Annotated in this window: 24 protein-coding genes; 15 read left to right on the top strand and 9 right to left on the bottom strand. The window is 72.3% G+C overall.

Going from position 1 to position 25,690, the window contains the following annotated elements; all coding sequences use genetic code 11:
- Positions 1-1,227, top strand: a 1,227-nt coding sequence (locus Q7T52_RS18275; protein WP_304804981.1) for an FG-GAP-like repeat-containing protein, incomplete at its 5' end; no start/stop codon positions are given.
- A complete protein-coding gene (locus tag Q7T52_RS18270) occupies positions 1,221-3,530 on the top strand; it encodes a protein kinase (protein WP_304804980.1) in 2,310 nt (769 codons plus the stop codon). The genes Q7T52_RS18275 and Q7T52_RS18270, both read left to right, overlap by 7 nt.
- 59 nt (positions 3,531-3,589) lie before the next feature.
- Here the strand turns inward: Q7T52_RS18270 and Q7T52_RS18265 are convergent, their stop codons facing one another.
- Positions 3,590-4,453, bottom strand: a complete 864-nt coding sequence (locus tag Q7T52_RS18265; protein ID WP_304804979.1) for an alpha/beta hydrolase — start codon at positions 4,451-4,453, stop codon at positions 3,590-3,592.
- Between the two features lie 124 nt (positions 4,454-4,577).
- Between Q7T52_RS18265 and Q7T52_RS18260 the strand changes: the two genes are divergently transcribed.
- Complete coding sequence (locus Q7T52_RS18260; RefSeq protein WP_304804978.1) at positions 4,578-5,171, top strand: TetR/AcrR family transcriptional regulator; 594 nt, start codon at positions 4,578-4,580, stop codon at positions 5,169-5,171.
- An 84-nt stretch (positions 5,172-5,255) separates the two neighbouring features.
- Here Q7T52_RS18260 and Q7T52_RS18255 read toward each other — a convergent pair whose 3' ends face one another.
- Positions 5,256-6,545, bottom strand: a complete 1,290-nt coding sequence (locus tag Q7T52_RS18255) for an adenylosuccinate synthase (protein WP_304804977.1) — start codon at positions 6,543-6,545, stop codon at positions 5,256-5,258.
- A 142-nt stretch (positions 6,546-6,687) separates the two neighbouring features.
- On the opposite strand from Q7T52_RS18255, the gene Q7T52_RS18250 reads away from it, so the two are divergent.
- The 3 genes from Q7T52_RS18250 (at position 6,688) to Q7T52_RS18240 (ending at position 10,502) form a co-directional block, all read left to right on the top strand.
- Positions 6,688-7,599 carry a diacylglycerol kinase family protein gene (locus Q7T52_RS18250; RefSeq protein WP_304804976.1) on the top strand — a complete coding sequence of 304 codons (912 nt, stop codon included), beginning with the start codon at positions 6,688-6,690 and terminating at the stop codon, positions 7,597-7,599.
- 33 nt (positions 7,600-7,632) lie between these two features.
- The gene (gene lysS / locus Q7T52_RS18245) at positions 7,633-9,294 is read left to right on the top strand and encodes a lysine--tRNA ligase (protein ID WP_304804975.1); all 1,662 of its coding nucleotides are present in this window, start codon (positions 7,633-7,635) and stop codon (positions 9,292-9,294) included.
- Between the two features lie 155 nt (positions 9,295-9,449).
- Positions 9,450-10,502, top strand: coding sequence for a type IV toxin-antitoxin system AbiEi family antitoxin domain-containing protein (locus Q7T52_RS18240; RefSeq protein WP_304804974.1), 1,053 nt, complete (start codon positions 9,450-9,452; stop codon positions 10,500-10,502).
- A 113-nt stretch (positions 10,503-10,615) separates the two neighbouring features.
- Here Q7T52_RS18240 and Q7T52_RS18235 read toward each other — a convergent pair whose 3' ends face one another.
- Positions 10,616-11,029 (bottom strand): DUF3151 domain-containing protein, encoded by a 414-nt coding sequence (locus Q7T52_RS18235; protein WP_304804973.1) that lies wholly within the window; start codon positions 11,027-11,029, stop codon positions 10,616-10,618.
- Position 11,030: 1 nt separating this feature from the next.
- On the bottom strand, positions 11,031-12,059 hold the full coding sequence (gene fbaA, locus Q7T52_RS18230; protein WP_304804972.1) for a class II fructose-bisphosphate aldolase: 1,029 nt from the start codon (positions 12,057-12,059) through the stop codon (positions 11,031-11,033).
- 50 nt (positions 12,060-12,109) lie between these two features.
- Between fbaA and Q7T52_RS18225 the strand changes: the two genes are divergently transcribed.
- From Q7T52_RS18225 to Q7T52_RS18210, 4 genes are all read left to right on the top strand, one after another.
- Positions 12,110-12,622 carry a DUF2867 domain-containing protein gene (locus Q7T52_RS18225; RefSeq protein WP_304804971.1) on the top strand — a complete coding sequence of 171 codons (513 nt, stop codon included), beginning with the start codon at positions 12,110-12,112 and terminating at the stop codon, positions 12,620-12,622.
- An 8-nt stretch (positions 12,623-12,630) separates the two neighbouring features.
- Positions 12,631-13,527, top strand: a complete 897-nt coding sequence (locus Q7T52_RS18220) for a hypothetical protein (RefSeq protein ID WP_304804970.1) — start codon at positions 12,631-12,633, stop codon at positions 13,525-13,527.
- Positions 13,524-14,018: a SigE family RNA polymerase sigma factor gene (locus Q7T52_RS18215; RefSeq protein ID WP_304804969.1), complete on the top strand. Its 495-nt coding sequence runs from the start codon at positions 13,524-13,526 to the stop codon at positions 14,016-14,018. The genes Q7T52_RS18220 and Q7T52_RS18215 overlap by 4 nt, the downstream gene beginning before the upstream one ends.
- Positions 14,019-14,110: 92 nt before the next feature.
- Entirely contained in the window at positions 14,111-14,872 is a 762-nt protein-coding gene (locus Q7T52_RS18210; RefSeq protein WP_304804968.1) for a septum formation family protein, read from the top strand.
- An 8-nt stretch (positions 14,873-14,880) separates the two neighbouring features.
- On the opposite strand, the gene Q7T52_RS18205 is transcribed toward Q7T52_RS18210, so the two are convergent.
- Entirely contained in the window at positions 14,881-15,534 is a 654-nt protein-coding gene (locus tag Q7T52_RS18205) for a TrmH family RNA methyltransferase (protein ID WP_304804982.1), read from the bottom strand.
- Positions 15,535-15,623: 89 nt separating this feature from the next.
- Between Q7T52_RS18205 and Q7T52_RS18200 the strand changes: the two genes are divergently transcribed.
- Entirely contained in the window at positions 15,624-16,370 is a 747-nt protein-coding gene (locus Q7T52_RS18200; protein ID WP_304804967.1) for a DedA family protein, read from the top strand.
- A gap of 26 nt (positions 16,371-16,396) precedes the next feature.
- On the opposite strand, the gene pyrE is transcribed toward Q7T52_RS18200, so the two are convergent.
- Positions 16,397-16,933 (bottom strand): orotate phosphoribosyltransferase, encoded by a 537-nt coding sequence (pyrE, locus tag Q7T52_RS18195; RefSeq protein WP_304804966.1) that lies wholly within the window; start codon positions 16,931-16,933, stop codon positions 16,397-16,399.
- Positions 16,934-16,952: 19 nt separating this feature from the next.
- Here pyrE and Q7T52_RS18190 point away from each other — a divergent pair, with 19 nt between their 5' ends.
- Positions 16,953-18,113, top strand: coding sequence for a pyridoxal phosphate-dependent aminotransferase (locus Q7T52_RS18190; RefSeq protein WP_304804965.1), 1,161 nt, complete (start codon positions 16,953-16,955; stop codon positions 18,111-18,113).
- A 33-nt stretch (positions 18,114-18,146) separates the two neighbouring features.
- On the opposite strand, the gene Q7T52_RS18185 is transcribed toward Q7T52_RS18190, so the two are convergent.
- On the bottom strand, positions 18,147-19,226 hold the full coding sequence (locus Q7T52_RS18185; RefSeq protein ID WP_304804964.1) for a hypothetical protein: 1,080 nt from the start codon (positions 19,224-19,226) through the stop codon (positions 18,147-18,149).
- 94 nt (positions 19,227-19,320) lie between these two features.
- Positions 19,321-21,921 (bottom strand): ATP-dependent chaperone ClpB, encoded by a 2,601-nt coding sequence (gene clpB / locus Q7T52_RS18180; RefSeq protein ID WP_304804963.1) that lies wholly within the window; start codon positions 21,919-21,921, stop codon positions 19,321-19,323.
- 263 nt (positions 21,922-22,184) lie between these two features.
- Here clpB and Q7T52_RS18175 point away from each other — a divergent pair, with 263 nt between their 5' ends.
- From Q7T52_RS18175 to Q7T52_RS18165, 3 genes are read left to right on the top strand one after another with little or no spacing between them, the layout of a single operon-like run.
- The gene (locus Q7T52_RS18175; RefSeq protein ID WP_304804962.1) at positions 22,185-22,919 is read left to right on the top strand and encodes a hypothetical protein; all 735 of its coding nucleotides are present in this window, start codon (positions 22,185-22,187) and stop codon (positions 22,917-22,919) included.
- Complete coding sequence (locus tag Q7T52_RS18170; RefSeq protein ID WP_304804961.1) at positions 22,916-23,560, top strand: hypothetical protein; 645 nt, start codon at positions 22,916-22,918, stop codon at positions 23,558-23,560. The genes Q7T52_RS18175 and Q7T52_RS18170 overlap by 4 nt, the downstream gene beginning before the upstream one ends.
- Positions 23,557-25,032, top strand: coding sequence for a response regulator (locus Q7T52_RS18165; protein ID WP_304804960.1), 1,476 nt, complete (start codon positions 23,557-23,559; stop codon positions 25,030-25,032). Before Q7T52_RS18170 ends, Q7T52_RS18165 begins: the two co-directional genes overlap by 4 nt.
- Before the next feature lie 470 nt (positions 25,033-25,502).
- Here Q7T52_RS18165 and Q7T52_RS18160 read toward each other — a convergent pair.
- Positions 25,503-25,690 (bottom strand): hypothetical protein (locus Q7T52_RS18160; protein ID WP_304804959.1); only part of this gene is annotated, 188 nt, incomplete at its 5' end.

Here is a 25,690-nt window from a genome sequence, read left to right as displayed (position 1 = left end):
GTCGTCCTCACGGCCGCGGTCGTGGCGCTCCTGCTGGTGGGCGCCGGGATCGCCTACGCCGTCCTCGGCTCCGACGACGACCCGGACGAACCCGGCACGGCCGACCCGACGAGCGCGTCGACGAGCGGCGCGTCGAGCGAGCCGACCTCGGGCGACCCGAGCTCCGGCACGACCGTGGCGCCTTCCGAGGGGCCGGTCAACGGCGACCTCGACGGCGACGGCCGGGGCGACCTGAGCATCGACTACGAACCGGCTGACGACGAGGTCCTCCGGACGACCACCTGGTCCTCGAACGGGTCGACCTTCGTCGACGCCGAGACCGACGAGCTCGGTCCGACGACCGGGCTGCCGACCTGGCGGGTGCGCGGCCACCTCGACGACGACGACACCGAGGACGTGCTGACCTTCCGCCAGCCCGGAGCCGAGGGACCCGTCAGCGTCACCAGCGACCTGAGTGGCGACGACACGCTCGACCTCGAGCTGCCCTACACCGGCCCCGCCTCCGGCAACGACGCCCTGGCCGACCTCGACGGCGACGGCACCGACGACCTGTTCACGCTCGAGGTGATCAAGAAGCAGGTCGTGCTCACGACCTGGACGTTCGACGGCTCGGCGTTCGGGTCCCCGGAGAAGCGCCTCTCCCTCCCCGTCGACGACCTCAACTACTTCTGGATCCAGCCGGGCGACTTCAACGGCGACGAAGTCGCCGACCTCGCGACGGTCGAGCTCACCGGCACCTTCGACCGCGGCTACCCCGGCTCGGTCGAGATCCGGCTCGGTGACGGTGAGGGCGGGTTCGCCGAGCCGGTCAGCGCGCCGTTCACCTCGGCCCAGTCGAGCATGATCGTGCGCAGCGGCGACTTCGACGCCGACGGCTCCGACGAGCTCGTCGTGGGTGACTTCGACACCCGGTTCGTCGTCCTCAACGTGTTCGACCTCGACGGCGACACGATCACCCCCCGCGGCAACGCCGGCAACCTCCGCAACGAGGGCACCGCCCAGGCCGGTCCTGACCTGACGGTCGGCGACGTCGACGGCGACGGCTACGACGACGTCGTGATGGTCGGTCTGGTGCGCGAGGACGGCAACGCCCGGGTGCTGGTGGGGAAGTCCAACGGGACCACCTTCACCAGCAGCCGCTGGCTCGCCTGGGACCAGCTGTTCGCCGACCGCGAGAACCCCGACGACCGAGTCCGCTTCGACCTCCTGGAGGACGCACGATGGTGACCCCCGCAAGCCCGCCCCCCACCCCCGGCTCGATGTTCGGCCCCTACCGCATCGACTCGGTCATCGCGCAGGGGCGGACCGGTGTCCTCTACCTCGCGACCGATCAGCGGCTGGGCCGTCCGGTGGCGCTCAAGGTCGTCGTCGGCACCCTCGCGGAGTCGGCCGACTTCGTCGACCGGTTCCAGCGCGAGGCCGCCACCCTGGCCCAGCTCGAGTCGCCGCACGTGGTGCAGGTCTTCGACCACGGCGTCCAGGACGGGCTGCCGTTCATCGCCACGCAGTACGCCGCCGGCGGCGACCTGCGCGCCCTGCTCGCCAGGCTCGGCCCGATGCCGCTCCCGCTGGCCGCCCAGGCGATGTCGCAGGTCGCCGAGGCGCTGCGCGACGCCCACCGCGCCGGCGTCGTCCACCGCAACCTCAAGCCGTCCAACGTGCTGCTGCGCGACGACCGGCTCGACCGGCTGCACGTGCTGGTCTGCGACTTCGGCGTCGGGCCCTCCGAGGCCAGTGCCGTGACCGAGCCTGCGTCGGCCGCTGGTGCGTGGAACTACCTGGCCCCCGAGCGCATCCAGGGCCAGCCGGGGACCGAGGCGTCCGACGTCTACTCAGTCGGCTGCCTGCTCTACGAGGCCGTCACGGGCCGGGCACCCTTCACGGGCACCGACGTCGAGGTCGCGATGGCCCACATGAGTGCGCCGGTCCCCCAGGTCCCCGGCACCGACGACGCCTCCCAGCAGCTCAACCGGATCCTGACCCGCGCCCTCGCCAAGGACCCCGCCCAGCGCCACGCGTCGGCCTCCGAGCTGCGCGACGAGCTGCGGACCTTCGCCGGCATCCTGTCGGCACCCCCGGCACCCCCGGCTCAGTCGGCACCCCCGGCCCAGTCGGCTCCCCCGGGCGCGCCCGGCCCGGCCTCCGCGGCCGTCACCATGGCCCCGTCGCTGGGCAAGCCCCCGACCGGTCCGCCGGTCGGTCCGCCCAGTCCCCCGCCGGCGTACCAGTCGGCGAGCGTGCCGCAGGCGCCGCCGCCGTACCCCGGCGCGAGCCCGACGGGCCCCACCTCCGGCTCCGGGGACAAGAAGTGGTGGTGGATCGGCGCGGCCGCCGTCCTGGTGCTCGTCATCGGGGTCGGCGTCGCGATCGCCGTCGTCAGCGGTGGCGACGACGACGAGCCCGAGGCGGGACCGACCGAGACGGTGTCGACGGCCGAGGACCCGACCGACCCGACCAGCGAGACGCTCGAGCCCACCGAGCCGACCGAGTCGGAGCCCACCGAGGAGGGCCCGGTCACGCCCGACACCTCGGGGCCGGTGACCAACGACATCGACGCCGACGGCTTCGGCGACCTCACGCTGCAGACGTTCGACGGCCTGCGGGTCTACTCGTCCGACGGCACGACGCTCGGCGACGCCGCCGTGCGCCGCAACCGCGCCGGCATCGTCGGCGTGGGCGGCGACGTCAACAACGACGACCGGATCGACCTGGTGCGCATCCTCGGCGACCCGCCGCGCATGTCGGCGTCCACGTCGGTCGCGGGCGCGCCGACGTCGCCGCTCTCGACACCCGACAACGCCGAGTTCACCTCGGCCCTCGACGTCCCGCTCGCCCTGGGCGACGTCGACGGCGACGGCAACCTCGACATCGTCCTGCTGACCCGGCTCACCGACACCAAGGCCGAGATCGACGTCGCCCTGGGCGACGGCTCGGGCGCGTTCGCCGCGACGACGCCTTGGTACTCCGGCCCGCTCGGCGAGGCCGAGGGCCTGGTCCTCGTCGCCGACGTCGACGACGACGGCCTCGGCGACGTCGTGCACGTCAGCATCGGCCGGCTGACCGACGCCTCCCCGCAGGCGACGCTGCTGAAGTCCGACGGCAGCGCCCTGACGGTGACCGGTGAGGTCACCGAGGTGGACGCGGCCGGCTTCGCCGTCGGCACCGTCGTGACCGGCGACCTCGACGGCGACAACGTGAACGAGGTCATCGGCACGACCGCCGACGGCCTCAAGATCAACGTCTGGTCGTGGAACGGCACGACCTTCGACCAGGACCCGGTCTACGACGACACCGAGAGCCTCGCCTCCGACGACGTCACGGCGAGCGACTTCGTCATCAGCGACGTCAACGGCGACGGCTTCGACGACGTGGTCGTCCTCGGCAACACCGACGACTTCGAGGCCGTCGTCGACTTCGTCTACCTCAGCGACGGCACCGCGGTCGCGCCCGACCCGGCCTGGCGGCGCTCGCTCGACCTGGGCGACATCACCTCGGCGGCGCCGCTGGCCCAGGAGAGCAACCTCTCCTGAGCCGGGGTCAGGCCGCGAGGTCAGGCCGCGAGGTCAGGCCGCGGGGTCAGGCCGCGGGGTCAGGCCGCGAGGCCGTGCTTGCCGAGGAAGGCGAGCGCGGCGTCGGCGACCTCGGTCCAGTGGCTGTCGATCACCAGGGAGTGGCCGACGCCGGGGATCTCGACGATCTCGGTGGGGTGCTGGGCGTTCTTGGCCTGCCGCTTGTAGGCCGCGTTGGCCAGGGCGAACGGGACGATGTTGTCCTTCTCGCCGGTGACCACGAGCATCGGGCCGCGCTCGGGGTTCCGGTGGTCGGCGCGGGTCGCGGTCGACCACGGCACCACGTTGGCGGTCGCGGCCTGGAAGAGCGGGCGTCCGGGCGCCGGGGTGTGCAGGGTCTCGTAGAGGTGACGGGCCTCCTGCTCGGGCACCGCGTTGGCGAAGCCGTAGCGGAACTCGCCGAAGGTCAGGGTGACGGTGCGGCCACGGTTGAGCGGGTTGCCGAGCACGGGGAACGCCGCCTTGAGCGCCGAGAACGGCAGCGGCAGCACGCCCTTGCTCGGGGCCGGGTCGATGGTGACGGTGCCGGCGGCGATGCCGCGGCCCGCAATGATCTGGACGAGCAGCCCGCCGAAGGAGTGCCCGACGACGATCGGCTGCTGGTCGAGCCCACCGATGACCTCGGCGACGTGGTCGGCGACGTCCGCGACCGACGTACCGGCGAGGGAGGCGGCGTTGCTGTGGGCCTCGGCGACGGTGGGCTGGTCGCCGGGCCAGTCGACGGCGACGGTGGCGTAGCCCTCCTCCTCGAACCGCGCCCGCCACGGGTCCCAGCTGCCGGCGAGCAGCCAGAGGCCGTGGACGAAGACGACCGGGCGGCGGCCCGAGGCGTTGGCGGCGGCGACCTCGGCGGCCTCGCGGGTGGTGACGGTGGTGGTGGTCATGGTCCTGCTCCTTGTCGTGAGGGAGAACGGTCGTTCTCGGTGATCTCGACTCTGCCACGGCACCCCGGTCGTGTCAATACCGATCGTTCTTTCTTTTTCGCGGACCGCGACCTAGGCTCGCCGCATGCCGACCCGCACCACCTCCGAGCCCCGTGACCGCCTCCTCCGCACGGCGGCCGGGCTCTTCTACCGCGAGGGCATCACCGGGGTCGGCGTCGACCGCGTGCTCGCCGAGGCCGGCGTCACCCGGGCGACGATGTACCGCCACTTCCCCGGCAAGGAGGCACTCGTCGTCGCCTACCTCGAGCTCGAGGACGAGACCATCCGCGGCTACTTCACCGCCGCGGCCGCCACCGGCGGCACGCCGTCCGAGCTGCTCGCCGCCGTCGTCGACGGCGTCGCCGACGACGCCCGCCGCTACCACGTGCGCGGCTGTCCCTTCATCAACGCCAGCGCTGAGTACGCCGACCCCGACAGCCCGGTGCGCGCCGTCGTACGACGCCACCGCGACTGGTTCCGCGCCACCCTGACCCAGCTCACCACCGCCGCCGGCCTGCCCGACCCCGAGCGCGCCGCGGCCGCCCTGGTCCTGCTCCGCGACGCCGCCCTCGTCGGGGTCTACCTCGACGGCTCCGACGCCGCGGGCGACGCGTTCCGGTCGACGGCGCGGGCGGTGGCCGGCCTGGACCCGGACACGGACACGGACCCGGACAAGTAACTCACCGTCCGGAGCACCTACCCGCCCGAATTCGGGCGGGTGAGTCGTGCGGACGGTGAGTTACCCGTCCGGCGGCCGGACCACTCAGCCCGGCAGCAGGTCGTGCCGCACGATGGTCGCGGCCCGGGACGGACCGACGCCGACGACGGAGATCCGCGCGCCCGACATCGCCTCGACGGCCTCGACGTAGGCCCGCGCGTTGGCGGGCAGCTCCTCGAAGGTGCGGCACTCGGAGATGTCCTCCCACCAGCCGGGGAGGTAGTCGTAGATCGGCACCGCGTGGTGGAAGTCGCTCTGGTTGACGGGCATCTCGTCGTGGCGGACGCCGCCGACGTCGTAGGCGACGCAGACGGGGACCTGGTCGAGGCCGGTGAGCACGTCGAGCTTGGTGAGCACGAAGTCGGTCACGCCGTTGACCCGCGCGGCGTAGCGGGCGATGACGGCGTCGTACCAGCCGCAGCGGCGGGGCCGACCCGTGGTGGTGCCGTACTCGGCCCCGATCTTGCGCAGGTGCTCGCCGCTGTCGTCGAACAGCTCGGTCGGGAACGGACCCTCGCCGACGCGGGTCGTGTAGGCCTTGACGATGCCGACGACCTGGTCGAGGCGCATCGGGGGGATGCCCGAGCCGGTGCAGGCGCCGGCCGCCGTGCACGACGACGAGGTGACGAACGGATAGGTGCCGTGGTCGACGTCGAGCAGCGTCGCCTGGCCGGCCTCGAGCAGCACGATGTCGCCGTCGTCGAGGGCGTGGTTGAGGAACAGCCCGGTGTCGCAGACCATCGGCGCGAGCCGGTCGGCGTAGGCCAGCAGCTCCTCGACGATCTCGTCGATCTCAGGGGCGCGGCGGTTGTAGATCTTGGTGAGCACCTGGCCCTTGAGGTCGAGCGCGCCCTCGACCTTCTTGCGCAGGATGCTCGCGTCGAAGAGGTCCTGGACGCGGATGCCGATGCGGTTCATCTTGTCGGCGTACGTCGGCCCGATGCCGCGACCGGTGGTGCCGAGGCGGCGCGACCCGAGGAACCGCTCGGTCACCTTGTCGACGGCCTTGTTGTAGCTCGGGATCACGTGGGCGTTGGCGCTGACCTTGAGCCTGCTGACGTCGACGCCGCGGGCGGTCAGCGCGTCGAGCTCCTCGAACAGCACCTCGACGTCGATGACGACGCCGTTGCCGATGACCGGGGTGACGTTGGGGCTGAGGATGCCGCTCGGGAGCAGGTGGAGGGCATACTTCTCGTCGCCGATGACCACCGTGTGGCCGGCGTTGTTGCCACCGTTGAACTTGACCACGTGGTCGACGCGGCTGCCGAGCAGGTCGGTCGCCTTGCCCTTGCCCTCGTCGCCCCACTGCGCGCCGATGATCGCGATCGCGGGCATGCCCACACTCCAGTTCGGTAGCTCGAGAAAAACACCGGAACCCCGGGGCAACAGCGCCGGGGCTCTTGCGTCGGTACGTTACCAAAGCCGCGCCCCGTCCGGTCGATCGTGCCGCCGAACGTGCGTCCGTTACGTTTCACCGATGGACCCGCTGCTCGTCATCACCAACTCCGGGGCCGGCACGTCCGACGAGGAGAACCTCGAGCGGGCCCTGGCCGTGCTGCGTCCCCACACCTCGGTCGAGGTCGAGGCGACCTCGGAGCCCGGCGAGCTCGACGGGGTCCTGCACCGGGCGGGCTCGCGGACGATCGTGGTCGCCGGCGGCGACGGGTCGCTGCACGCGGTCGTCTCCGCGCTCCACAAGCGCAACGACCTCGGCAAGAACCTGATCGGGCTGCTCCCCCTCGGCACCGGCAACGACTTCGCGCGCGGCCTCGACATCCCGCTCGACGTCGAGGACGCCGCCCACGTCCTGATCTCGGGCACGCCGCGCCAGATGGACCTCATCGTCGACGAGGTCGGCGAGGTCGTGGTCAACAACGTGCACGTCGGTGCCGGAGCGATGGCCAGCCGCCGTGCGCACCGGTGGAAGCACCGGCTGCGCCCCGTCGGCGTGGGCAAGGTCAACCTCGGCAAGCTGGGCTACCCGATCGGCGCCCTCATCACCGCGTTCAACCCGCCGGTCATCCGGCTCCGCGTCGAGGTCGACGGCGCGGTCGTGACCGACGTCGACACCCAGGTGCTGCAGGTCGCGATCGGCAACGGCTCGTCGGTCGGCGGCGGCACCGACCTCGTCCCGGACGCCGAGCCCGACGACGGGCACCTCGACGTGATGGTGTCGCGCGCCACCGGGCCGGTCTCCCGGCTGGTCTACGCCGCGCGCCTCACCGTGGGCAAGCACGCGGACCACTCCGACGTCGACTACGTGCGCGGCGCCACCGTCACCGTCAGCGGCGAGGAGTTCTGGGTCAGCGCCGACGGGGAGATCTACGGGCCCGAGCGGCACCGGTCCTGGCGACTGCAGCGGGCGGCGTACTCGATGGTGCTGCCGTGAATCCGGTGGCGCGGCCTCGATAGCGTTGGGGGCGTGGCGCGAGGACAGAAGGACCAGGGAGACCCGACCGACTGGGTGACGCGCGCGGCCGACGACGCCGTGCGGCACGCGGGCGAGGGCTCCGAGCTGATCACCTGCGCGTCGGGGGCGAGCCCGTCCGGGCCGGTCCACCTCGGCAACCTGCGCGAGTTCCTCACGGTGCACTTCGTCGCCGAGGAGATCCGTCGGCGCGGGCTGCCGGTGCGCCACCTGCACAGCTGGGACGACTACGACCGCTTCCGCAAGGTGCCCGCGGGCGTCGACCCGTCGTGGGCCGACCACATCGGGCGGCCGCTGTCGGCCGTGCCCGACCCGTGGGAGTGCCACGTGTCGTGGGCCGAGCACTTCAAGGAGCCACTGGTCGCCTCGCTGCGCGAGATGGGCGTCGAGATGGACGAGGTGTCGCAGACCCTCGCCTACCAGGCCGGCACCTACCGCTCGCAGGTGCTGCACGCCGTCTCGCGGCGCGACGAGATCGAGACCGTGATGGCGCGCTTCCGCACCAAGGCGCCGGCGACCGAGGCCGACGACGAGGGCGCCGCCGGAGGTGCCGGGTCGTTGGCCCGGTTCCCCTACAAGCCCTACTGCCGCCAGTGCGGTCGCGACACCGTCGACGTCACCGCCTACGACGACGAGAGCACTGATCTCTCCTACACCTGCTCGTCATGCGCGTTCGTCGGCGTCACCAACCTGGCCACGCAGGACGAGGGCAAGCTCGTCTGGAAGGTCGACTGGCCGATGCGCTGGGCGTTCGAGAAGGTCGACTTCGAGCCCGGCGGCGACGACCACGCCACGCCCGGGTCGTCCTTCACCGTGGGCAAGGAGATCGCCCCGATCTTCGACTGGCGCGCCCCGTCCTTCGTCGCCTACTCCTTCGTCGGCGTCGCCGGCATGTCCAAGATGTCGTCGTCGCGCGGCGGCGTGCCGACCGCGGCCGACGCGCTGCGGATCCTCGAGGCGCCGATGGTGCGCTGGCTCTACGTGCGCCGGCAGCCCCGCCAGGTCTTCAACATCGACTTCGGCCCCGAGGTCGTCCGCCTCTACGACGAGTGGGACTCCCTCACCAAGAAGGCCACCGGCGGCAAGCGCGACGCCGCCACCCTGGCGTGGGAGCGCGCGTCGTCGACCGCGGCTGCGGGCGTGCTGCCGACCTCACCGGTCGCCGTACCGTTCCGGCTGCTGTCGTCGGTCGCCGACGTCACCGCGGGCTCGGCCGAGCAGGTCTCGCGCATCGTGTCGCGCTCGGGCTACCCGCACGACTCGGTCGCCGACCTCGAACCCCGCCTCGCCAACGCGCTGCGCTGGGTCGGCGACCAGCCCGACGAGGACCGCACCACCGTGCGCGCCGCCCCCGACACCGACCGGCTCGCCGCGCTCACCGAGGACGAGGAGCTCTGGCTCGCCCAGCTGCTCGACCGGATGCCCGACGAGTTCGACCTCGACGAGATCACCACGCTCGTCTACGGCGTCCCCAAGCTCACCCGCGGCATGGGCCTCGACGACCCGCCCACCGACGAGGTCAAGGCCGACCAGAAGGACTTCTTCCGCCTGCTCTACCAGCTCCTCGTCGCCGCCGAGCGTGGCCCGCGCCTCCCCACGCTGTTCCTCGCGCTCGGGGCTGCGCGGGTGCGGGCGCTGCTCGGCGGCGAGCTGTAACTCACTGTTCGCCCAACTATCCCGGTGCTGTAGCACCGGGGTAGTTCTCTGAACGCTGAGTTACAGCTGACCCTCCGGCGCCCTCAGTCAGACGGTTGTCCACAGGCCACAAACCGGCAGTGGAGCTGGCGCCGTTCCGGCGGGAGGGTGCTCGCATGACCCGCATCAATCCTCGCGTCGTCGCGCACATCGGCAGCCACCACGGTCTGATCACGCGAGAGCAGGCGCGCGACCTCGGCATGTCCAACACGTGGATCGACCACATGCTCCGTCAGGGCGCGTGGCTCGTGCTGCACCGCGGCGTGTACGTCGACGCCGTGGTCTGGCACGCCCTCGACCCGTGGCACGGCCAACCGCTGCTGCGGGCACGAGCGGCCGTGATGGCGATGCGGCGAGCCTGGGTGCTCAGCCATGACTCGTCGGTCCACGCCCTGCGTCTCGACTACCTGGAGCCCGCCGATCCGCCCGGCCCGTTCGTGCACATCACCCGCCCGGGAAGCACCAACGCCTGGAGCAGCAACCGCATCAAGCACCACCTGGCCCGCTTCGCCCCCGAGGACGTCGTCGAGGTCGACGGCCTCAGGACGCTCGGCCCCGCCCGCACGGTGGTCGACATGGCCCGCGAGCACGGGTTCCGGGCCGGCCACGTCACGGCTGCCTCGGCCCTGCGACAGGGGGTGACCAAGAACGAGCTGTGGAACGTCGTCGACGGCATGTCCAGCTGGCCTTACATCACGACGGTACGCGAGGTGATCGAGTTCGCGGACCCTGGTTCCATGAGCGCCGCCGAGGCGCTCGCGCACGAGTTCGTGGTCGAGCTCGGTGTCGGCGTACCCGACCTCCAGTGGCCGATGCAACGCGCGGACGGCCGGGTCGCGTGGTGCGACATCCGCGTCGGACGACATGTCTTCGAGGCCCACGGAAAGATCAAGGTCCTGCCACCCCAGGAAGGCGGTGTCGCCGAGAAGTCGGCGACCGACGTCCTCTGGGAGACCCGCAAGCGCGAGCGCTACGTCACCGCCGAGGGTCTGGGGGTGAGCAACCTCTACTGGGAGGACTTCTTCAGCGGCCGGGCCGCCGCCAGGTCCCGGGTTCTGGCTGAGGTCCAGCAGACGATCGAACGATTCGGCAACAACGTCCTGCCCGAGCACCTCGAGCGCAACGCACGGGAGATCCGAGCCCGGCACGACCGTCCCGACGCGTCTTGACCTCGCCGACGTGGAGACCTCCTGGCCCGGCGGCCAGAACATGTAACTCAGTGTTCAAGGCACTACCCCGGCGCTACAGCACCGGGGTAGTGGTTCGAACAGTGAGTTACAGCTCAGCCCAGCAGCTGGTCGTACGCCGTCGGGCTCGAGTCGCGCAGGAACTCCGAGCACCGCACCCACTCGTCGTCCTCGCCGATGGCGCGGGCGGCCTTGGCGAGGAGGGACAGGCAGACGAGGAAGCCGCGGTTGGGCTCGTGCTCCCACGGGACGGGGCCGTGGCCCTTCCAGCCGTTGCGGCGCAGCATGTCGAGGGAGCGGTGGTAGCCGACGCGGGCGTAGGCGTAGACGACGACCGGGTCGGCCTCGGCGCCGGCGGACTCCGAGGCGAGGGCGGCCCAGGCGACGGGCGAGGCGGGAAAGGCGCGGACGGTGTCGACCGGGGAGGAGCCGGAGGACAGGGCGTCGGCCGCGGGGTCGGGGGGCAGGTGGGTGGGCGGGGGGCCGGCCATCAGGTCACCGAAGGACATGTCAGAGCCCCTTGCCGGCGGAGCGGAGGTGCTCGCACGCCTCGACGACGCGCGCGGCCATGCCGGCCTCGGCGGCCTTGCCCCAGGCCCGGGGGTCGTAGGTCTTCTTGTTGCCGACCTCGCCGTCGATCTTGAGCACGCCGTCGTAGTTGGCGAGCATGTGGCCGGCGACGGGGCGGGTGAAGGCGTACTGGGTGTCGGTGTCGACGTTCATCTTGACGACGCCGTAGTCGAGGGCCTCGGCGATCTCCTCGGGCGAGGAGCCCGAGCCGCCGTGAAAGACGAGGTGGAAGGGCTTGGCGCCCTCCTCGAGACCGAACTCCTGCACGACAGCGGCCTGCGCGTCTCGCAGCACCGACGGGCGCAGCTTGACGTTGCCGGGCTTGTAGACGCCGTGCACGTTGCCGAAGGTCAGCGCGGTCATGTAGTAGCCCTGCTCGCCGTAGCCCAGCGCCTTGGCGGTCGCGATCGCGTCCTCGGGCGTGGAGTAGAGCTTGTCGTTGATCTCGGCCTCGACGCCGTCCTCCTCGCCACCCACGACCCCGACCTCGATCTCGAGGATGATCTTGGCGGCGATGCACTTCTCGAGCAGCTCGGCGGCGATCGTGAGGTTCTCGTCGAGCGGCACGGCCGAGCCGTCCCACATGTGCGACTGGAACAGCGGCGCCTGCCCGCCCTTGACCCGCTCGATCGACAGGTCGAGCAGCGGCCGGACGAAGCCGTCGAGCTTGTCCTGGGGGCAGTGGTCGGTGTGGAGCGCGATGTTGACGGGGTAGCTCTTGGCCACCTCGGCGGCGTAGGCCGCGAACGCGACGGAGCCGCTGACCATGTTCTTGACGCTGGGGCCGGAAAGGTACTCGGCGCCGCCGGTCGAGACCTGGACGATCCCGTCGCTGCCGGCGTCGGCGAAGCCCTTGAGCGCCGCGTTGAGGGTCTGCGACGACGACACGTTGATGGCCGGGAACGCGTAGCCGCCCGCCTTGGCGGCGTCCAGCATCTCGGCGTACTTCTCTGGGGTGGCGATAGGCATGCCGACAACCTAACGGCTACCGCTGCGTAGGCACCCGTAGCCTCACAGGCATGCGCCGCGCCCGGTCCCTCCACACGTCCCGACGCGCGTCCGTCGTCGCGCTCGACCCCGGTACGACGTGGGACGTCGTCGCCTCGGGCGAGGCCGGACCCCAGTGGTACGTCGACGCCGCACCGCTGGTCGTCCGCCGCTGGATCGACCGCCTCGCCCTGGGTCCGGCCCTGCGCCGCGAGCCGCCGGGCCGACCCCACCTGGCCACCGGCGACGAGGTCGGGTTCTGGAAGGTTGTCGAGGCCGACCACCAGACCCGCCGGCTGGTGCTCGTCGCCCAGGTCCGCTCGCCGGGCCGGGTCACCCTCGAGGTCGCCGCGCAGCCCCACGCCGACGGCACCGAGGTCGAGCTCGCCGTGACGCTGAGCCCGCGCGGCCTGGTCGGCCGCGCCTACGAGCTGGTCGACCTGCCGGCCCGCGAGGCGGTCAGCGAGCTGCTGGTGCTCCACCTGCTCACCGTTCTCCGCCGTCATGACAACCCCTGGGCGGCGAGCTCCGTAGACCAGGTGTGACCGGCAACGTGAACGACCCGGACGGCGACGACCTCCGCGACCTGCTCGACTCCTCGTTCGGCGACGGGCCCGCTCCCGCCGCCGCCGCCGACCGGCTCGTCCCGGCTCGCCGGGCCCTGCGGCGGCGCCGCCTCGTCTCCGGCGGGGGCCTGGTCGCAGGGGTCGCGGCCGCCGTCACCGCGGTCGCCCTCCTGGGCGGGCCGGGCGGCACCACCGCCGCGGACCCCGCCGACCCCGCGGCCGGGCCCACCACCGGACCCACCACCGTGGCCACGCCGGTCCCCGCCGAGCTGTCCGACTGCACGGTCGCCTCGACCGCGCCGAAGGAGTGGCCCGCCCCCGAGACCGCGCCCGACCTCGGCGACCAGGGCCTCGGCTACGACCCCGACACCGGCCAGCTCATGGTGCCGGCCGCCCCCGGGCCGGACGACCCGGCACGCGCTGAGACCGAGACCCCGACCGAGGCCGAGCCCGGCTTCGTCGACTGCGACGCCGCCGCGACCCCCGCCCCGTCGCCCGAGCTCGTCGTGCCCGACAGCGAGCCGAGCACCACGGGTCCCGCCGTCGAGGACCAGCCCGTCGAGGACCAGCCCACCGGTCGCCCGGGCGACGCGCTCGTCCGCTTCGCCGGCGCGAGCGGCGAGCGGCTCGTCGCCCGCGGCGACGCCCGCGTCGTCGCGCAGTCCGGTGACGTCACGCTCCCCGACAACTTCGCGGCCGCGACCGACCGCACCGCGGTGGCCCGGCTCGACGTCGACGGCGAGGTCGTCTACGTGCTCGCGCGCCAGGTCGGGCCCCAGTCCGACTACATCGCCGTCACCGACACCGCCGGCCGGTGGCCCACCATCAAGGCGTTCCTCCGCTACGCCGAGAAGCAGTACGCAGCCGAGGTCGGCCTGATGTGAGGCAGTCCCAGCGCGACCAGGAGTTCACGGAGTTCGTCGCGGCCCGCCAGGTCCACCTGCGCCGGGTCGCCTACGCCGTGTGCGGCGACTGGAACCGCGCCGACGACGTGCTGCAGACGGCACTCACCAAGCTCTACCTCGCGTGGCCCGGGCTGCGGCGTGACGGGCGCGAGGAGGCCTACGTCCGCCAGATCATCGTGCGCGCCGACATCGACGAGCACCGTCGCCCCTGGCGCCGCGAGGAGGCCGGACTCGACGGTCACGACGGGCCCGTCCGTGAGGGACTGGCCGTCGAGGAGCGCAACGCGCTCTTCGAGGCCCTGCAGGCACTGCCGGTCATGCAGCGCAAGACCGTCGTCCTCCGCCACTGGCTCGGGCTCTCGGTCGAGGAGACGGCCGCCGACCTCGGCATCAGCACCGGCACCGTCAAGAGCCACACCTCGCGCGGCGTCGCGTCGCTGCAGCAGGCGCTCAGCGCCCACGACCACTAGCCGTCGACCTTCTTCTTACCTTCGGCTGCGCCACGGTCCGTCCGTCGCCTAGGTTCCTCGCGACCTCGGCCTCGGACCCAGAAGGACCTCTCGTGACCCGCACTCCCCTGCGCGCCCTCGTCGGCGCGCTGCTCACCGTCGCCGTCAGCGGCGCCGTGCTCACTGCCCCCGCCACGGCCTCGGCCCCGGAGGCGCGCGCCGCCGCCAAGCCCGCCGTCGGCAGCTGCCACGCGACGACCGCGAAGGAGGCTACCGCCGTCAGCGACGGCGACGCCGCGGTGTCGTGCGACAAGACCCACACCGGGCGCACCTTCCTGGTCCCGTCGGTCCCGGCCCGGATCAAGATGAGCGACCTCGACGCGCTGAGCCGGTTCTCGGGCAAGCGGTGCGGACCCGCCTGGACCGAGGCGGTCAACCCCAGCCTTCGCGTCCGGATGCTCTCGTCCTACACCTACTTCTGGTTCGCCCCCACCAAGAAGCAGGTCGACGCGGGCGCCCGGTGGATCCGTTGCGACGTCGCCCTGCTCGCCGGTCCCAGCCTGGCCCCGCTGCCCGCCGCCAAGACGCCCGCCCTCGGCAAGGCGCCGCACCCCGACAACGAGGCACGCTGCTACCTCGGCAAGAAGGGCGGCTACGGCCTCACGGTGTGCACCCGCTCCCACCAGTACCGGGCCAAGGGCATCTTCCAGCTGACCGGCCGGAGGTACCCGAGCCGTGAGGGCGTGCTGCGCGCGGCCTCTCGCAACTGTCCCCGCATCACCGGCAGCCAGCAGTGGCTCGTCGACCCGCCCTCCGTGACCGCCTGGAACGGCGGCGTCAAGCTCTTCGTCTGCTCGGCCAAGACCACCCGCTAGTCGCTGACCTAGCCACGCCAGGCGTCGTCGCCGCCGAGGTCGGCATGCGCCCGGACCCACGAGTGCATGGCGATCGCGGCGGCGGCGGAGGCGTTGATCGACCGGGTCGAGCCGAACTGCGCGATGGAGAACGTGCCCGCGCACGCCTCCCGTGCCCCGTCCGAGAGGCCCGGTCCCTCCTGGCCGAAGAGGAAGCAGATCCGGCGCGGCACGACCGTCGTCTCCAGGTGCGCCGAGCCGGGCAGGTTGTCGATCCCCCAGAGCGGGACCGGCTCGTCGGTCTCGTCCAGGTAGGCCGCCAGGTCGGCGACCGTCGGGTGGTGGCGCACGTGCTGGTAGCGGTCGGTCACCATCGCGCCGCGACGGTTCCACCGCTTCTCGCCGACGACGTGCACCTCGGCCGCCAGGAACGCGTTGGCGGTGCGGACGATCGTGCCGATGTTGAAGTCGTGCTGCCAGTTCTCGATGGCGACGTGGAACCCGTGCCGCCGCGTGTCGAGATCGGCCCGGATCGCGTCCATCGACCAGTAGCGGTAGCGGTCGACGACGTTGCGCCGGTCGCCCTCGGTGAGCAGCACCGCGTCGTACACCTCGCTGCCCGGGCCACTCGGCCACGGGCCCGGCCACGGGCCGACGCCCACCTCGGGCGGGCCGTGCGGCATCGGGTCGTAGGGCGCCCGCTGCACGACCAGGGGTTTGTCAGGGTCGGTCTCCCGCACGGGCGGGACCCTACGGCAGGTACCGTTGGCCCGTGAGCCTGACCGCTGTGACCGACTCCCTGGCTCCGATGCTGCTGGGCATCAAGTGGCTCGATCCCGACTACCTGCTCACCGAGTACGGCGAGGGATTCATCTGGCTCAGCCTGGCGATCGTCTTCGTCGAGTGCGGGCTGTTCTTCCCGTTCCTGCCCGGCGACACCCTGCTCTTCGCGCTCGGTCTCTTCATCGCCGGTCAGAAGATCGAGGTCATCGGCGTCTCCAACGAGCCGGTCGAGCTGGTGATGGCGCTGGTCCTCCTCACGCTCGCGGCCTTCCTGGGCAACGTGGTCGGCTACGAGATCGGGAGACGGGTGGGTCCACCGCTCTACGAGCGCGACGGCCGCCTGCTCAAGCGCAAGTACTTCGACAACACCGGCGCCTTCTTCGAGAAGCACGGCAACAAGGCGCTGGTCATCGGACGCTTCGTGCCGTTCGTCCGCACCTTCATCACCGTCGTGGCCGGCGTCACCCAGATGGAGCGGCGCCGCTTCTTCACCTGGAGCCTCATCGGCGCGCTGCTCTGGGTCCTGAGCATCACGCTGCTCGGCTACTTCCTCGGTGCCGCGTTCCCGGTCATCGGCGAGAACATCGACTACGCCGCCATCGCGATCGCCGTGTTCACGATCGCGCCGCTGCTCTACGAGGGCATCAAGCACCGTCGCGACATCGGCCACCACGACGACGCGGACGACGCGCCCACCAAGTCCAACGACGAGCTGCCCGGGACCGTCGAGGCCTGAGGCGCCTCAGCCCCTGTCAGCCCCTGTCAGCCCCGGGCGACCGCGTCGAGGTCGGCACGGGTGAGCACCGAGCGGACCTCCAGGCCCACGTCGGCCAAGGGGTTCTCGCCCTCGGGCGAGCGGTCGATCGCACACACGACGACCTCGACGATCGCCCCGCCCTCGCGCAGCGCGCGGGTCGCGTCGCGCACGGCGCCGCCGGTGGTGAGGACGTCCTCGATCAGCGTGACCCGCTTGCCGTCGTAGGACGGACCCTCGGCGAGCTTGCAGGTGCCGTAGGTCTTGGCCTCCTTGCGCACGAACAGCGCCGGGGTGCCGGTGATGCCGCTGACCGACGTGGCGAGCGGGATGCCGCCCATCTCGAGGCCGCCGAGCAGGTCGGTGTCCTGCGGGACGAGCTGGATCATCTCCCGGGCGACCCGGGCCAGCAGGAGCGGGTCGGCCTCGAAGAGGTACTTGTCGAAGTAGGTGTCGGAGACCTGCCCGGAGCGGAGGGTGAACTCCCCGTGCAGGCGGCACGTGGCGTCGATGTCGGCGGCGAGGGAGTCGTCGGTCGTGGTCACGCCTGAGAGGCTAGCGAGCATGGTCGCCTCCCGTCTGCACGGCATCCCGCCGACGATCTTCGCCGAGATGTCCGCCCTCGCGGTCCGCACCGGGTCGGTCAACCTCGGCCAGGGCTTCCCCGACGAGGACGGCCCCGAGACCGTGGTGGCCGCCGCGGTCGGCGCGCTGCGCGCTGGCGCCAACCAGTACGCGCCCGGGATCGGCGTACCGGCGCTGCGGCGGGCGATCGCCGACCACCAGCTCCGCCACTACGGCCTCGAGCTCGACCCCGACACCCAGGTCGCGGTCACGACCGGCTGCACCGAGGCCGTGGCCGCGGCGCTGCTCGGCCTCGTCGAGCCCGGTGACGAGGTGGTCGTCCTCGAGCCCTACTACGACTCCTACCTCGCGATGCTGCAGATGGCGGGCGGGGTACGCCGGCCCGTCACCCTGCGCTCCCCCGACTTCCGCGTCGACCTCGACGAGCTGCGGGCGGCGGTGACGCCGCGCACCCGGTTCGTGCTGCTCAACAGCCCGCACAACCCGACCGGCACCGTGCTGACCCGCACCGAGGTCGAGGCGGTGGCGGCGCTCGCGCTCGAGCACGACCTGACCGTCATCACCGACGAGGTCTACGAGCACCTGGTCTACGACGGCTCCGAGCACGTCCCGGTCGCGACCCTGCCCGGCATGGCCGAGCGCACCCTGACCCTCTCGAGCGTCGGCAAGTCCTACTCGCTGACCGGCTGGAAGGTCGGCTGGGCGACCGGCCCGGCCCACCTCGTGAGCGCCGTCGTCGCGGCCAAGCAGTGGCTGACGTTCACCTCGGGCGCGCCGCTGCAGCCGGCGGTCGCGGTCGCGCTCGCCGACCACCCCGACTGGCCGACCGCGCTCGCTCGCGACCTGCAGGACAAGCGCGACCTGCTCGTCTCGGGACTGGTCGCCGCCGGTCTGCCGACGTCGACCCCGCAGGGCACCTACTTCGCCACCTCCGACGTCAGCGGCCTCGGCTGGGACGACGGGCTCGCGTTCTGCCTCGCCCTCCCGGAGCGGGCCGGCGTCGTCGCGATCCCCGCCCAGGTCTTCTACGACGACCCCCGCGGCCCCGGCCGCCACCTGGTGCGGTGGGCGTTCTGCAAGAAGCGGGACGTCCTCGCTGAAGCCACGTCCCGCCTGGGTGCGGCCGACCTCGGCCGCTGACCACCCCAGCGTCGGAACAGCGTCGGGACCGCGTCAGGAGCGCTGGTGCGGCTTGCGCGCGAACCAGGCGGCGGCGTCCTGCCGGAGCAGCAGGACGGCGACCGCGACGCACGCCGCGGTGACCAGGAGCGCGACGACCGTGAGGATCGCGACCAGGCTGGCGAGGGCCGCCATGATCGACGACACGACGAGCGCGATGCGGGCGGCGCCGATGCCCCGCGCGGTCAGCACGGCCAGGACGATCGCGACGAACGCCCAGACGATGAAGGCGATCAGGATGCCCGCGACGACGTCGACGAGCACGGCCGGGCTGTAGCCCTCGAGCGCGGGGTTGTCGGCGATCATGTCGGCGAACTCGCTCTCGAGCGAGGCCGAGTCGCCCTTGATGACGAGGATGAGCGCGACCAGCCCGGCGATGCTCACGGCCGACGCCACGATCGTGGTGAGGACAGCGGCGAGCACCGTGCTGGGCCGCTCCGCGGGGACGACGGGCTGCTGCCCGTAGGGGGCCTGGGCGCCGGCCCAGGTGGTGGGGGCGGGGTAGGTCGGCACAGCCGGCTCGGTGGGTGCGACCGGCGCAGCAGGCGCGACCGGGGCCGGGGCGGTCTCGGCGACGGTCTTGGCGGCCGGATCGACCGCGCCGGTCGCGCCGACCGGGGCGGTGAGCGCGGGGTGCCGCGCGACGGCGACGCCGTTGAGCCAGTCGCGCACGGGCTGGCGCCACAGCAGGGCGATCGCGACGACCACGATGGTGGCGACGAAGTCGGAGGTGGCGGTGCCGGCCACCAGCAGGACCGGGGCGAGCAGGCTCAGGGCGAGTCGCGCGCGACGCTTGCGCTGCAGCACCTCGAACCCCAGGAAGGCCGTGACGACACCGACGCCGCCGGCCACGACGCACAGGACGCGCAGCACGGACTGCCACTGGTCGGCGGTGATCCCGATGCCCTGGCCGAACCCGTTCTTGACGAAGACGTCGGCCTGCTCCTGGGCCTCGATGGAGCCGAGCGAGGCCATCCGGTCGAAGGCCAGCATCACCACGAACACCGACCCGATGAGGATCGCGCCGCCGAGCAGCGTCGCCTGGGGCGGTCGCGGCTGCTTCTTCTCGGTCACGCGACCAGTGTCCCAGGCCCACCCCAACCCGCCGAGTCGGCGCACGTGTGCGCCGACTCGGCGGGACCTGAGGCTGATCTGGAGGGGCGGAGGGTCAGCCGGAGAGGACGAGGCCGCCACCCTCGGGGGCGACGTCGACGTGGACGGTGCCGCCGTCGGAGACCTGGCCGCCGATGAGCAGCCGGGCCAGGGGGTCGCCGATGGCGCTCTGGATCAGCCGGCGCAGCGGACGGGCGCCGTAGGCCGGGTCGTAGCCCACGTCGGACAGCCAGGTCTTGGCCGCGTCGCTGACCTGGATCGTCACCCGGCGCCCGGCCAGGCGCTTGCCGAGCAGCGCGAGCTGCAGGCTGACGATGTGGGTGAGCGCGTCCTGCGAGAGCGCCTCGAACTGCACGATCTCGTCGAGCCGGTTGAGGAACTCGGGCTTGAAGCTCTGCCGGACGACCGCCAGCACCGACTCCTTCTTCTTCTCGGCGTCGAGCGTCGGGTCGACGAGGTAGGACGACCCGAGGTTGGAGGTCAGGATGAGGATCGTGTTGCGGAAGTCGACCGTGCGGCCCTGGCCGTCGGTGAGGCGGCCGTCGTCGAGCACCTGCAGCAGGATGTCGAAGACCTCGGGGTGGGCCTTCTCGACCTCGTCGAGGAGCACGACGCTGTAGGGACGACGGCGCACGGCCTCGGTGAGCTGGCCGCCCTCGTCGTAGCCGACGTAGCCGGGAGGCGCCCCGACGAGCCGCGAGACCGAGTGCTTCTCGGAGTACTCGCTCATGTCGATGCGGACGATCGCCCGCTCGTCGTCGAAGAGGAAGTCGGCGAGCGCCTTGGCCAGCTCGGTCTTGCCGGTGCCGGTCGGGCCGAGGAACAGGAACGAGCCGGTGGGGCGGTCGGGGTCGGCGATGCCGGCCCGCGAGCGGCGTACGGCGTCGCTGACCGCGACGACGGCGGCGTGCTGGCCCACGAGCCGCTCGCCGATGACGTCCTCCATCCGGAGCAGCTTGGCGGTCTCGCCCTCGAGCATCCGGCCGGTGGGGATGCCGGTCCAGGCCTCGACGACGTCGGCGATCTGCTCGGCGCCGACGCTGTCGCCGACGAGCGGCGCGACGCCGGTCTCGGCGGCGTCCTCGGCCTCCTCGGCCGCGGCGATCTGCTTCTCGAGCTCGGGGATCCGGCCGTAGAGGATCTCGGCGGCCGCGCCGAGGTCGCCGTCGCGCTGCAGCCGCTCGGCCTCGCCGCGCAGCTGGTCGAGCTGGACGCGCAGCTCGCCCTCACCCTCGCGGGAGGCCTTCTCGCGCTCCCACCGGGCCTCGAGGGCGCGCAGCTCCTCCTGCTTGTCGGCGAGGTCGGCGCGCAGCACCGCCAGCCGCTCGACGGAGGCGGCGTCGACCTCGTTGTCGAGGGAGAACTCCTCCATCTTGAGGCGGTCGACCTGCCGGCGGAGCTGGTCGATCTCCTCCGGCGAGCTCTCGATCTCCATCTTGAGCCGCGAGCTGGCCTCGTCGACGAGGTCGATGGCCTTGTCGGGCAGCTGCCGGCCGGTGATGTAGCGGTCGGAGAGGGTCGCGGCCGCGACGAGCGCGGCGTCGGTGATGCGGACCTTGTGGTGGGCCTCGTACTTCTCCCGGATGCCACGCAGGATCTGGATCGTGTCCTCGACCGAGGGCTCGCCGACGAAGACCTGCTGGAAGCGGCGCTCGAGGGCGGGGTCCTTCTCGATCCGCTCGCGGTACTCGTCGAGCGTCGTCGCGCCGATCATGTGCAGCTCGCCGCGCGCCAGCATCGGCTTGAGCATGTTGCCGGCATCCATCGCGGAGTCGCCGCCGGCGCCCGCGCCGACCACGGTGTGCAGCTCGTCGATGATCGTGATGACCTGGCCACCGGCGTCCTTGATCTCCTCGAGGACGGCCTTGAGCCGCTCCTCGAACTCGCCGCGGTACTTGGCCCCCGCGACCATGGCCGCCAGGTCGAGGCTGAGCACCCGCCGGCCCTTGAGCGAGTCGGGCACGTCGCCGGCGACGACCCGCTGGGCGAGCCCCTCGACGACGGCGGTCTTGCCGACGCCGGGCTCGCCGATGAGCACGGGGTTGTTCTTGGTGCGCCGCGACAGGACCTGCACGACGCGGCGGATCTCGGCGTCACGTCCGATGACCGGGTCGAGCTTGCCGTCCTCGGCCGCGGCGGTGAGGTCGACGGAGTACCTCTCGAGCGCCTCGTAGGTCGACTCGGCGTCCTGGCTGGTGACGCGACGGTTGCCGCGGAACGCGGTCAGCCCCTCGCGCAGCCCCTTCTCGGTGAGCCCGGCGTCGCTGAGCAGCCGCTGGGCGGACGACTCGGTGCCGGCGAGCGCGATGAGGAGGTGCTCGGTGGCGACGAAGTCGTCCTTGAGGCCGGCCGCCAGGTCGATCGCGGCGGCGAGGACGCGGGTCAGGGCCGGCGTGGCGGCCGGTGTCTTGACGGTGGCGCCGCTCGCGCTCGGCAGCGCGGCCAGAGCCGACTCGGCCCTGGCCGCCAGCGCGGCGGCGTCGACGCCCGACTTGGTGACCAGGGTGCGGGCGGCACCCTCGGCGTCGCGCAGCAGGGCGACGAGGAGGTGCAGGGGCTCGACGGTGGTGTGGCCGGAGGTCGTCGCGGACAGCTGGGCCGCTTCGACGGCCTCGCGGCTGCGGGTGGTGAACTTCTCGGCACCGAACTGGGACATGGGGGCTGCTCCTGGGGTCGTGCGTGGGGTGTGCTGGCTACGTCGGGATCAACGCACGTGAAGTTGAGTCTGTTCCACTCAACTCTGGGAAAGTGAGGCCGCCCTCGTCGCACCGCCACACCCCAAGGGGTCGGTCTAGACCACTTCCTCGATCCCGTGAATCCCCGGCGGCGGCGCGGCCATCGTTCTACCGTCTTTGACCAGGGAGAGCACGCACGGCCCGGGAGAGGGCCGTGTGAGAAGGGAAGCAGGCGGTGACGGTCATGTCGACCGCAGTCGGTGCGAGCATGCTCGCCCACGGACTGCACTACGCCATGGTGCTCGCCGGCCTGTGGGGCCTGGCGGCGCTCCTGCTGCCGCACGCCCTGACCCGCTGGTCCCACGCCCACCCACCGGCGTACGACGAGCACGAACGCCGGGTGGCCGCCTTGCGCGCCGCCGTCACGTCGGGCGCCCCCGGCGTCGCCTTCCCGGACGATCCCCCCATGGTCGGGACGGCGAGCACCCGGGCCGCGCCCGTCCCCGTCCTGTCGGCGCCCCTCGCGGTGGTCGCCACGGCCGCCGCCGCCGGCATCCACGCCGCCGTCGCTCCCCCGCACCTGCGCGAGCAGACCGTCGCCGGGCTGTTCTTCCTCGTCACCGCGGCCGCCCAGCTCGCCTGGGCCGCGGCCGCGGCCGGGCGGCCCACCCCGACGCTCCTGCGCGCCGGCGTCGTGCTCAACCTCGGCCTCGTCGCCCTGTGGCTGCTGACCCGGACCGCCGGGCTCCCGTTCGGCCTGCTGCCCGAGCCGCACCCGGTCGGCCCGTGGGACCTGACCTGCGTGGCCTGGCAGGTCGCCGCAGCTGCCGCCTGCGCCGGGGCATTGCGGGACGGGTCAGTGGGTACGGACGACGTCCGGTGCCCGTCGTGGTTCGACTGGCACCCCTCCACCCGGGCCGCGGTCGGGGCCGCGGCCGTCTCCCTCGTCCTACTCACCCTCAGCGGAGCTCACTCATGACGTGGCAGATCGGCATGGTCGCCAACTCCATCATCGCCGTCGCCTACCTGTTGATCTGCCTGGCGATCATCGTGCCGCTGGCCAAGAGCAACCAGCTGCGGACCAACCCGCTCGGGGCCGCGACCGCCGCGATCTTCTTCACCTGCGCCGTCCACCACGGCACGCACGCCGTGCACATGCTGCTGCCGACCTTCTTCGAGGGCGACACCCGCGGGCTGGCGATGCGGGCGGCCTGGGGCTGGCCGCTGACGATCTGGGACATCGTGGGGGCCGCCGTGGCCGTCTACTACTGGACGCTGCGCCGCACCTACAGCTCCCTCATGGAGGGCGCCCAGCTCTTCGACGACCTCCGCAAGCGGGAGCAGCAGGCCCTCGAGATCAACGACTCTGTCCTTCAGGGGATGGTCGTCTCCAAGATGGCCCTCGACCTCGACGACCACGAGCGGGCCCGCGCCGCGCTCGACGCCTCCATCGACTCCGCCAGCAGGATCATCACCAACCTGCTCGGCAGCGAGCACTTCAGCATCAAGCTCCTCCGCAGCGCTCCTGCTGCGGTCGACCTGGGGGACCCCACGTCCCGCCCGGCTGCCGATCGCGCTCCGGCTCCGGCTGACCCGTCCAACGAGGAGAAGACGACGTGAGCGCACTCGCCACCACCCGGCCGCTCCGGGTCGTGATCATCGACGACACCCCCGACCTGCGCGAGCTGCTGAGGATCGCCCTCACGCGCGGGGGGTTCGAGGTCGTCGGCGAGGCCGGCGACGGCAGCAAGGGCATCGACGTCGTCCGGCTGCACCGCCCCGACGTCGTCCTGCTCGACCTGGCGATGCCGGTGATGGACGGCATCGAGGCGCTCCCCTCGATCCGCCGGCTCTGCCCGGCCGCCAAGATCATCGTCCTGTCCGGCTTCGGCGCCCAGCAGATGTCGGCCCGCGCGGTCGCCGCCGGCGCCGACGGCTACGTCCAGAAGGGCGCCCCGCTCAACACGATCCTCGACTACGTGCGCGACATGTCGACCGGCGGCCGCCGCCCGAGCCGCGGGCTCGCCGTCGTACCCGTCCACCAGACGCCCGCGGCCGCGCCGCACTCCGACAAGCTGGAGGACGAGAGGAAGTCCGGCACGGCCGCCGTCGACGCCCCCACCCGGAGCGCCGCCTCCGCCACCGCCCCCGCCAACGTCTCCGCCTGGGAGGCCATGCGGATGGCGCCCTACGGCGTCATCGAGCTCGCCGACGAGCCGCTCTTCCGGATCGTCCACGCCAACCCGATGGGCGCCCGCCTGCTCGGCACCGACAAGTCCGGCACCCCGCTGGCCATGGTCGCGCCCGAGCTCGCCGCCCTGGTCTCCTACCACCGCCTCGACAACGACGCGACCTTCGAGACCCAGGTCGACGGCGGCCGGGTCCGCGTCACGCTCCGGCGTACCGGCTGGTCGGTCATGGTCTTCCTCGACTCCACCGCCGAGGACGTCGGCCTGCTCCGCCGCGCCATCGCCACCACCGCCCACGAGGTCCGCGGCCCCGTCGCCGTGCTCTGCGGCATCGCCGAGACCCTCGCCTGGGACGCCGACAGCATGTCGCTCGACCAGACCCGCCGCCTGATGGAGTCCGTCGCCCGCCAGGCCCGCATCCTCGACCGGATCACCGCCGACCTGCTCACGGCCGCGCAGATCCAGCGCGGCACCCTGCGCATCGACCAGCAGGTCGTCGAGCCGCGCACCCTCATCCTCGGCACCATCGAGGGCCGCTGGGACGTCGAGGTCGCCATCGAGGACGACCGCCCGGTCCGTGCCGACCCGCTCCGCCTCGAGCAGATGCTGACCAACCTCCTCAGCAACGCCCACAAGTACGGCGCCGCCCCCTACATCGTCCGCGTCCGCCCCGACGGCGACTTCGTCGCCATCGACGTCATCGACCACGGCGAGGGCGTGCCCGCCGAGTTCGTCAACGACCTCTTCCACGAGTTCGCCCGCGCCCACGGCGCCGTCGCCACCGGCACCGGCCTCGGCCTCTACGTCGTCCGCACCCTCGCCCAGGCGCAGAACGGCACCGTCACCTATGCGCCGGGCACCGACGGTGGGTCCGTCTTCACCGTGCGGTTGCTGGCCTGCTGAGCTGGTCGGTCTGGTACGTCGGGCTTGGTCTCTCCGGGCCTTGGGTCCTTCGGGGTCGGGCTGTCCGCGCGCCTAGCATCCCGGGCCTCCCTGTCAAGGACGCCTTCGGCGCCGCTGCGCGGTCGCTGCGCGATCCTTGACAGCGAGCCTCTCCCGGGATGCTTGAAGGCGCAGACAAGGGCGGGCTCCGCCGCGCCCTCGTCCGGCGCGGACAGCCCTCATGCGTCCCACCCGTCACGCTTCTCTGACGTTTCTCCCGGTTCTCCTACGAAACTTCGGCACAGAACCGGGAGATTCGTCGCAGAACTTCACCTTGCGGGCTCCCCGATCCGGGCCGGCGGTGCGTCACCCACCGAACCGGGGCCTCGGATCGACCCGAACGGTGGCTCACTCACCGCCCACCCGCGTCAAGCCGGTCCGGCGGTCAGCACGCCACCGAAATGGTGGTTCGGATCGCCCGGGACGGTGGCTCACGCACCGCCGGGTCGGGTGGCCGCGCAGGCGACGGCGAGCCGAGCTTGCGAGGCCTCGCCGTTGCGCGCCGGGTAGCAGAACGCGAGAGGCTTGGGGACACGGACGCCGCAGGCGCCGCGAAGCGGCGCGAGCGACGCGAGCGTCCTTGACGCCGAGACGCGGTCTGCTACGCGCGCGGCCACCC

This window comes from Nocardioides sp. (assembly GCF_030655615.1).
In the GTDB taxonomy this organism is placed as follows: domain Bacteria; phylum Actinomycetota; class Actinomycetes; order Propionibacteriales; family Nocardioidaceae; genus Nocardioides.
This window is presented reverse-complemented; position numbering and strand designations above follow the sequence as displayed.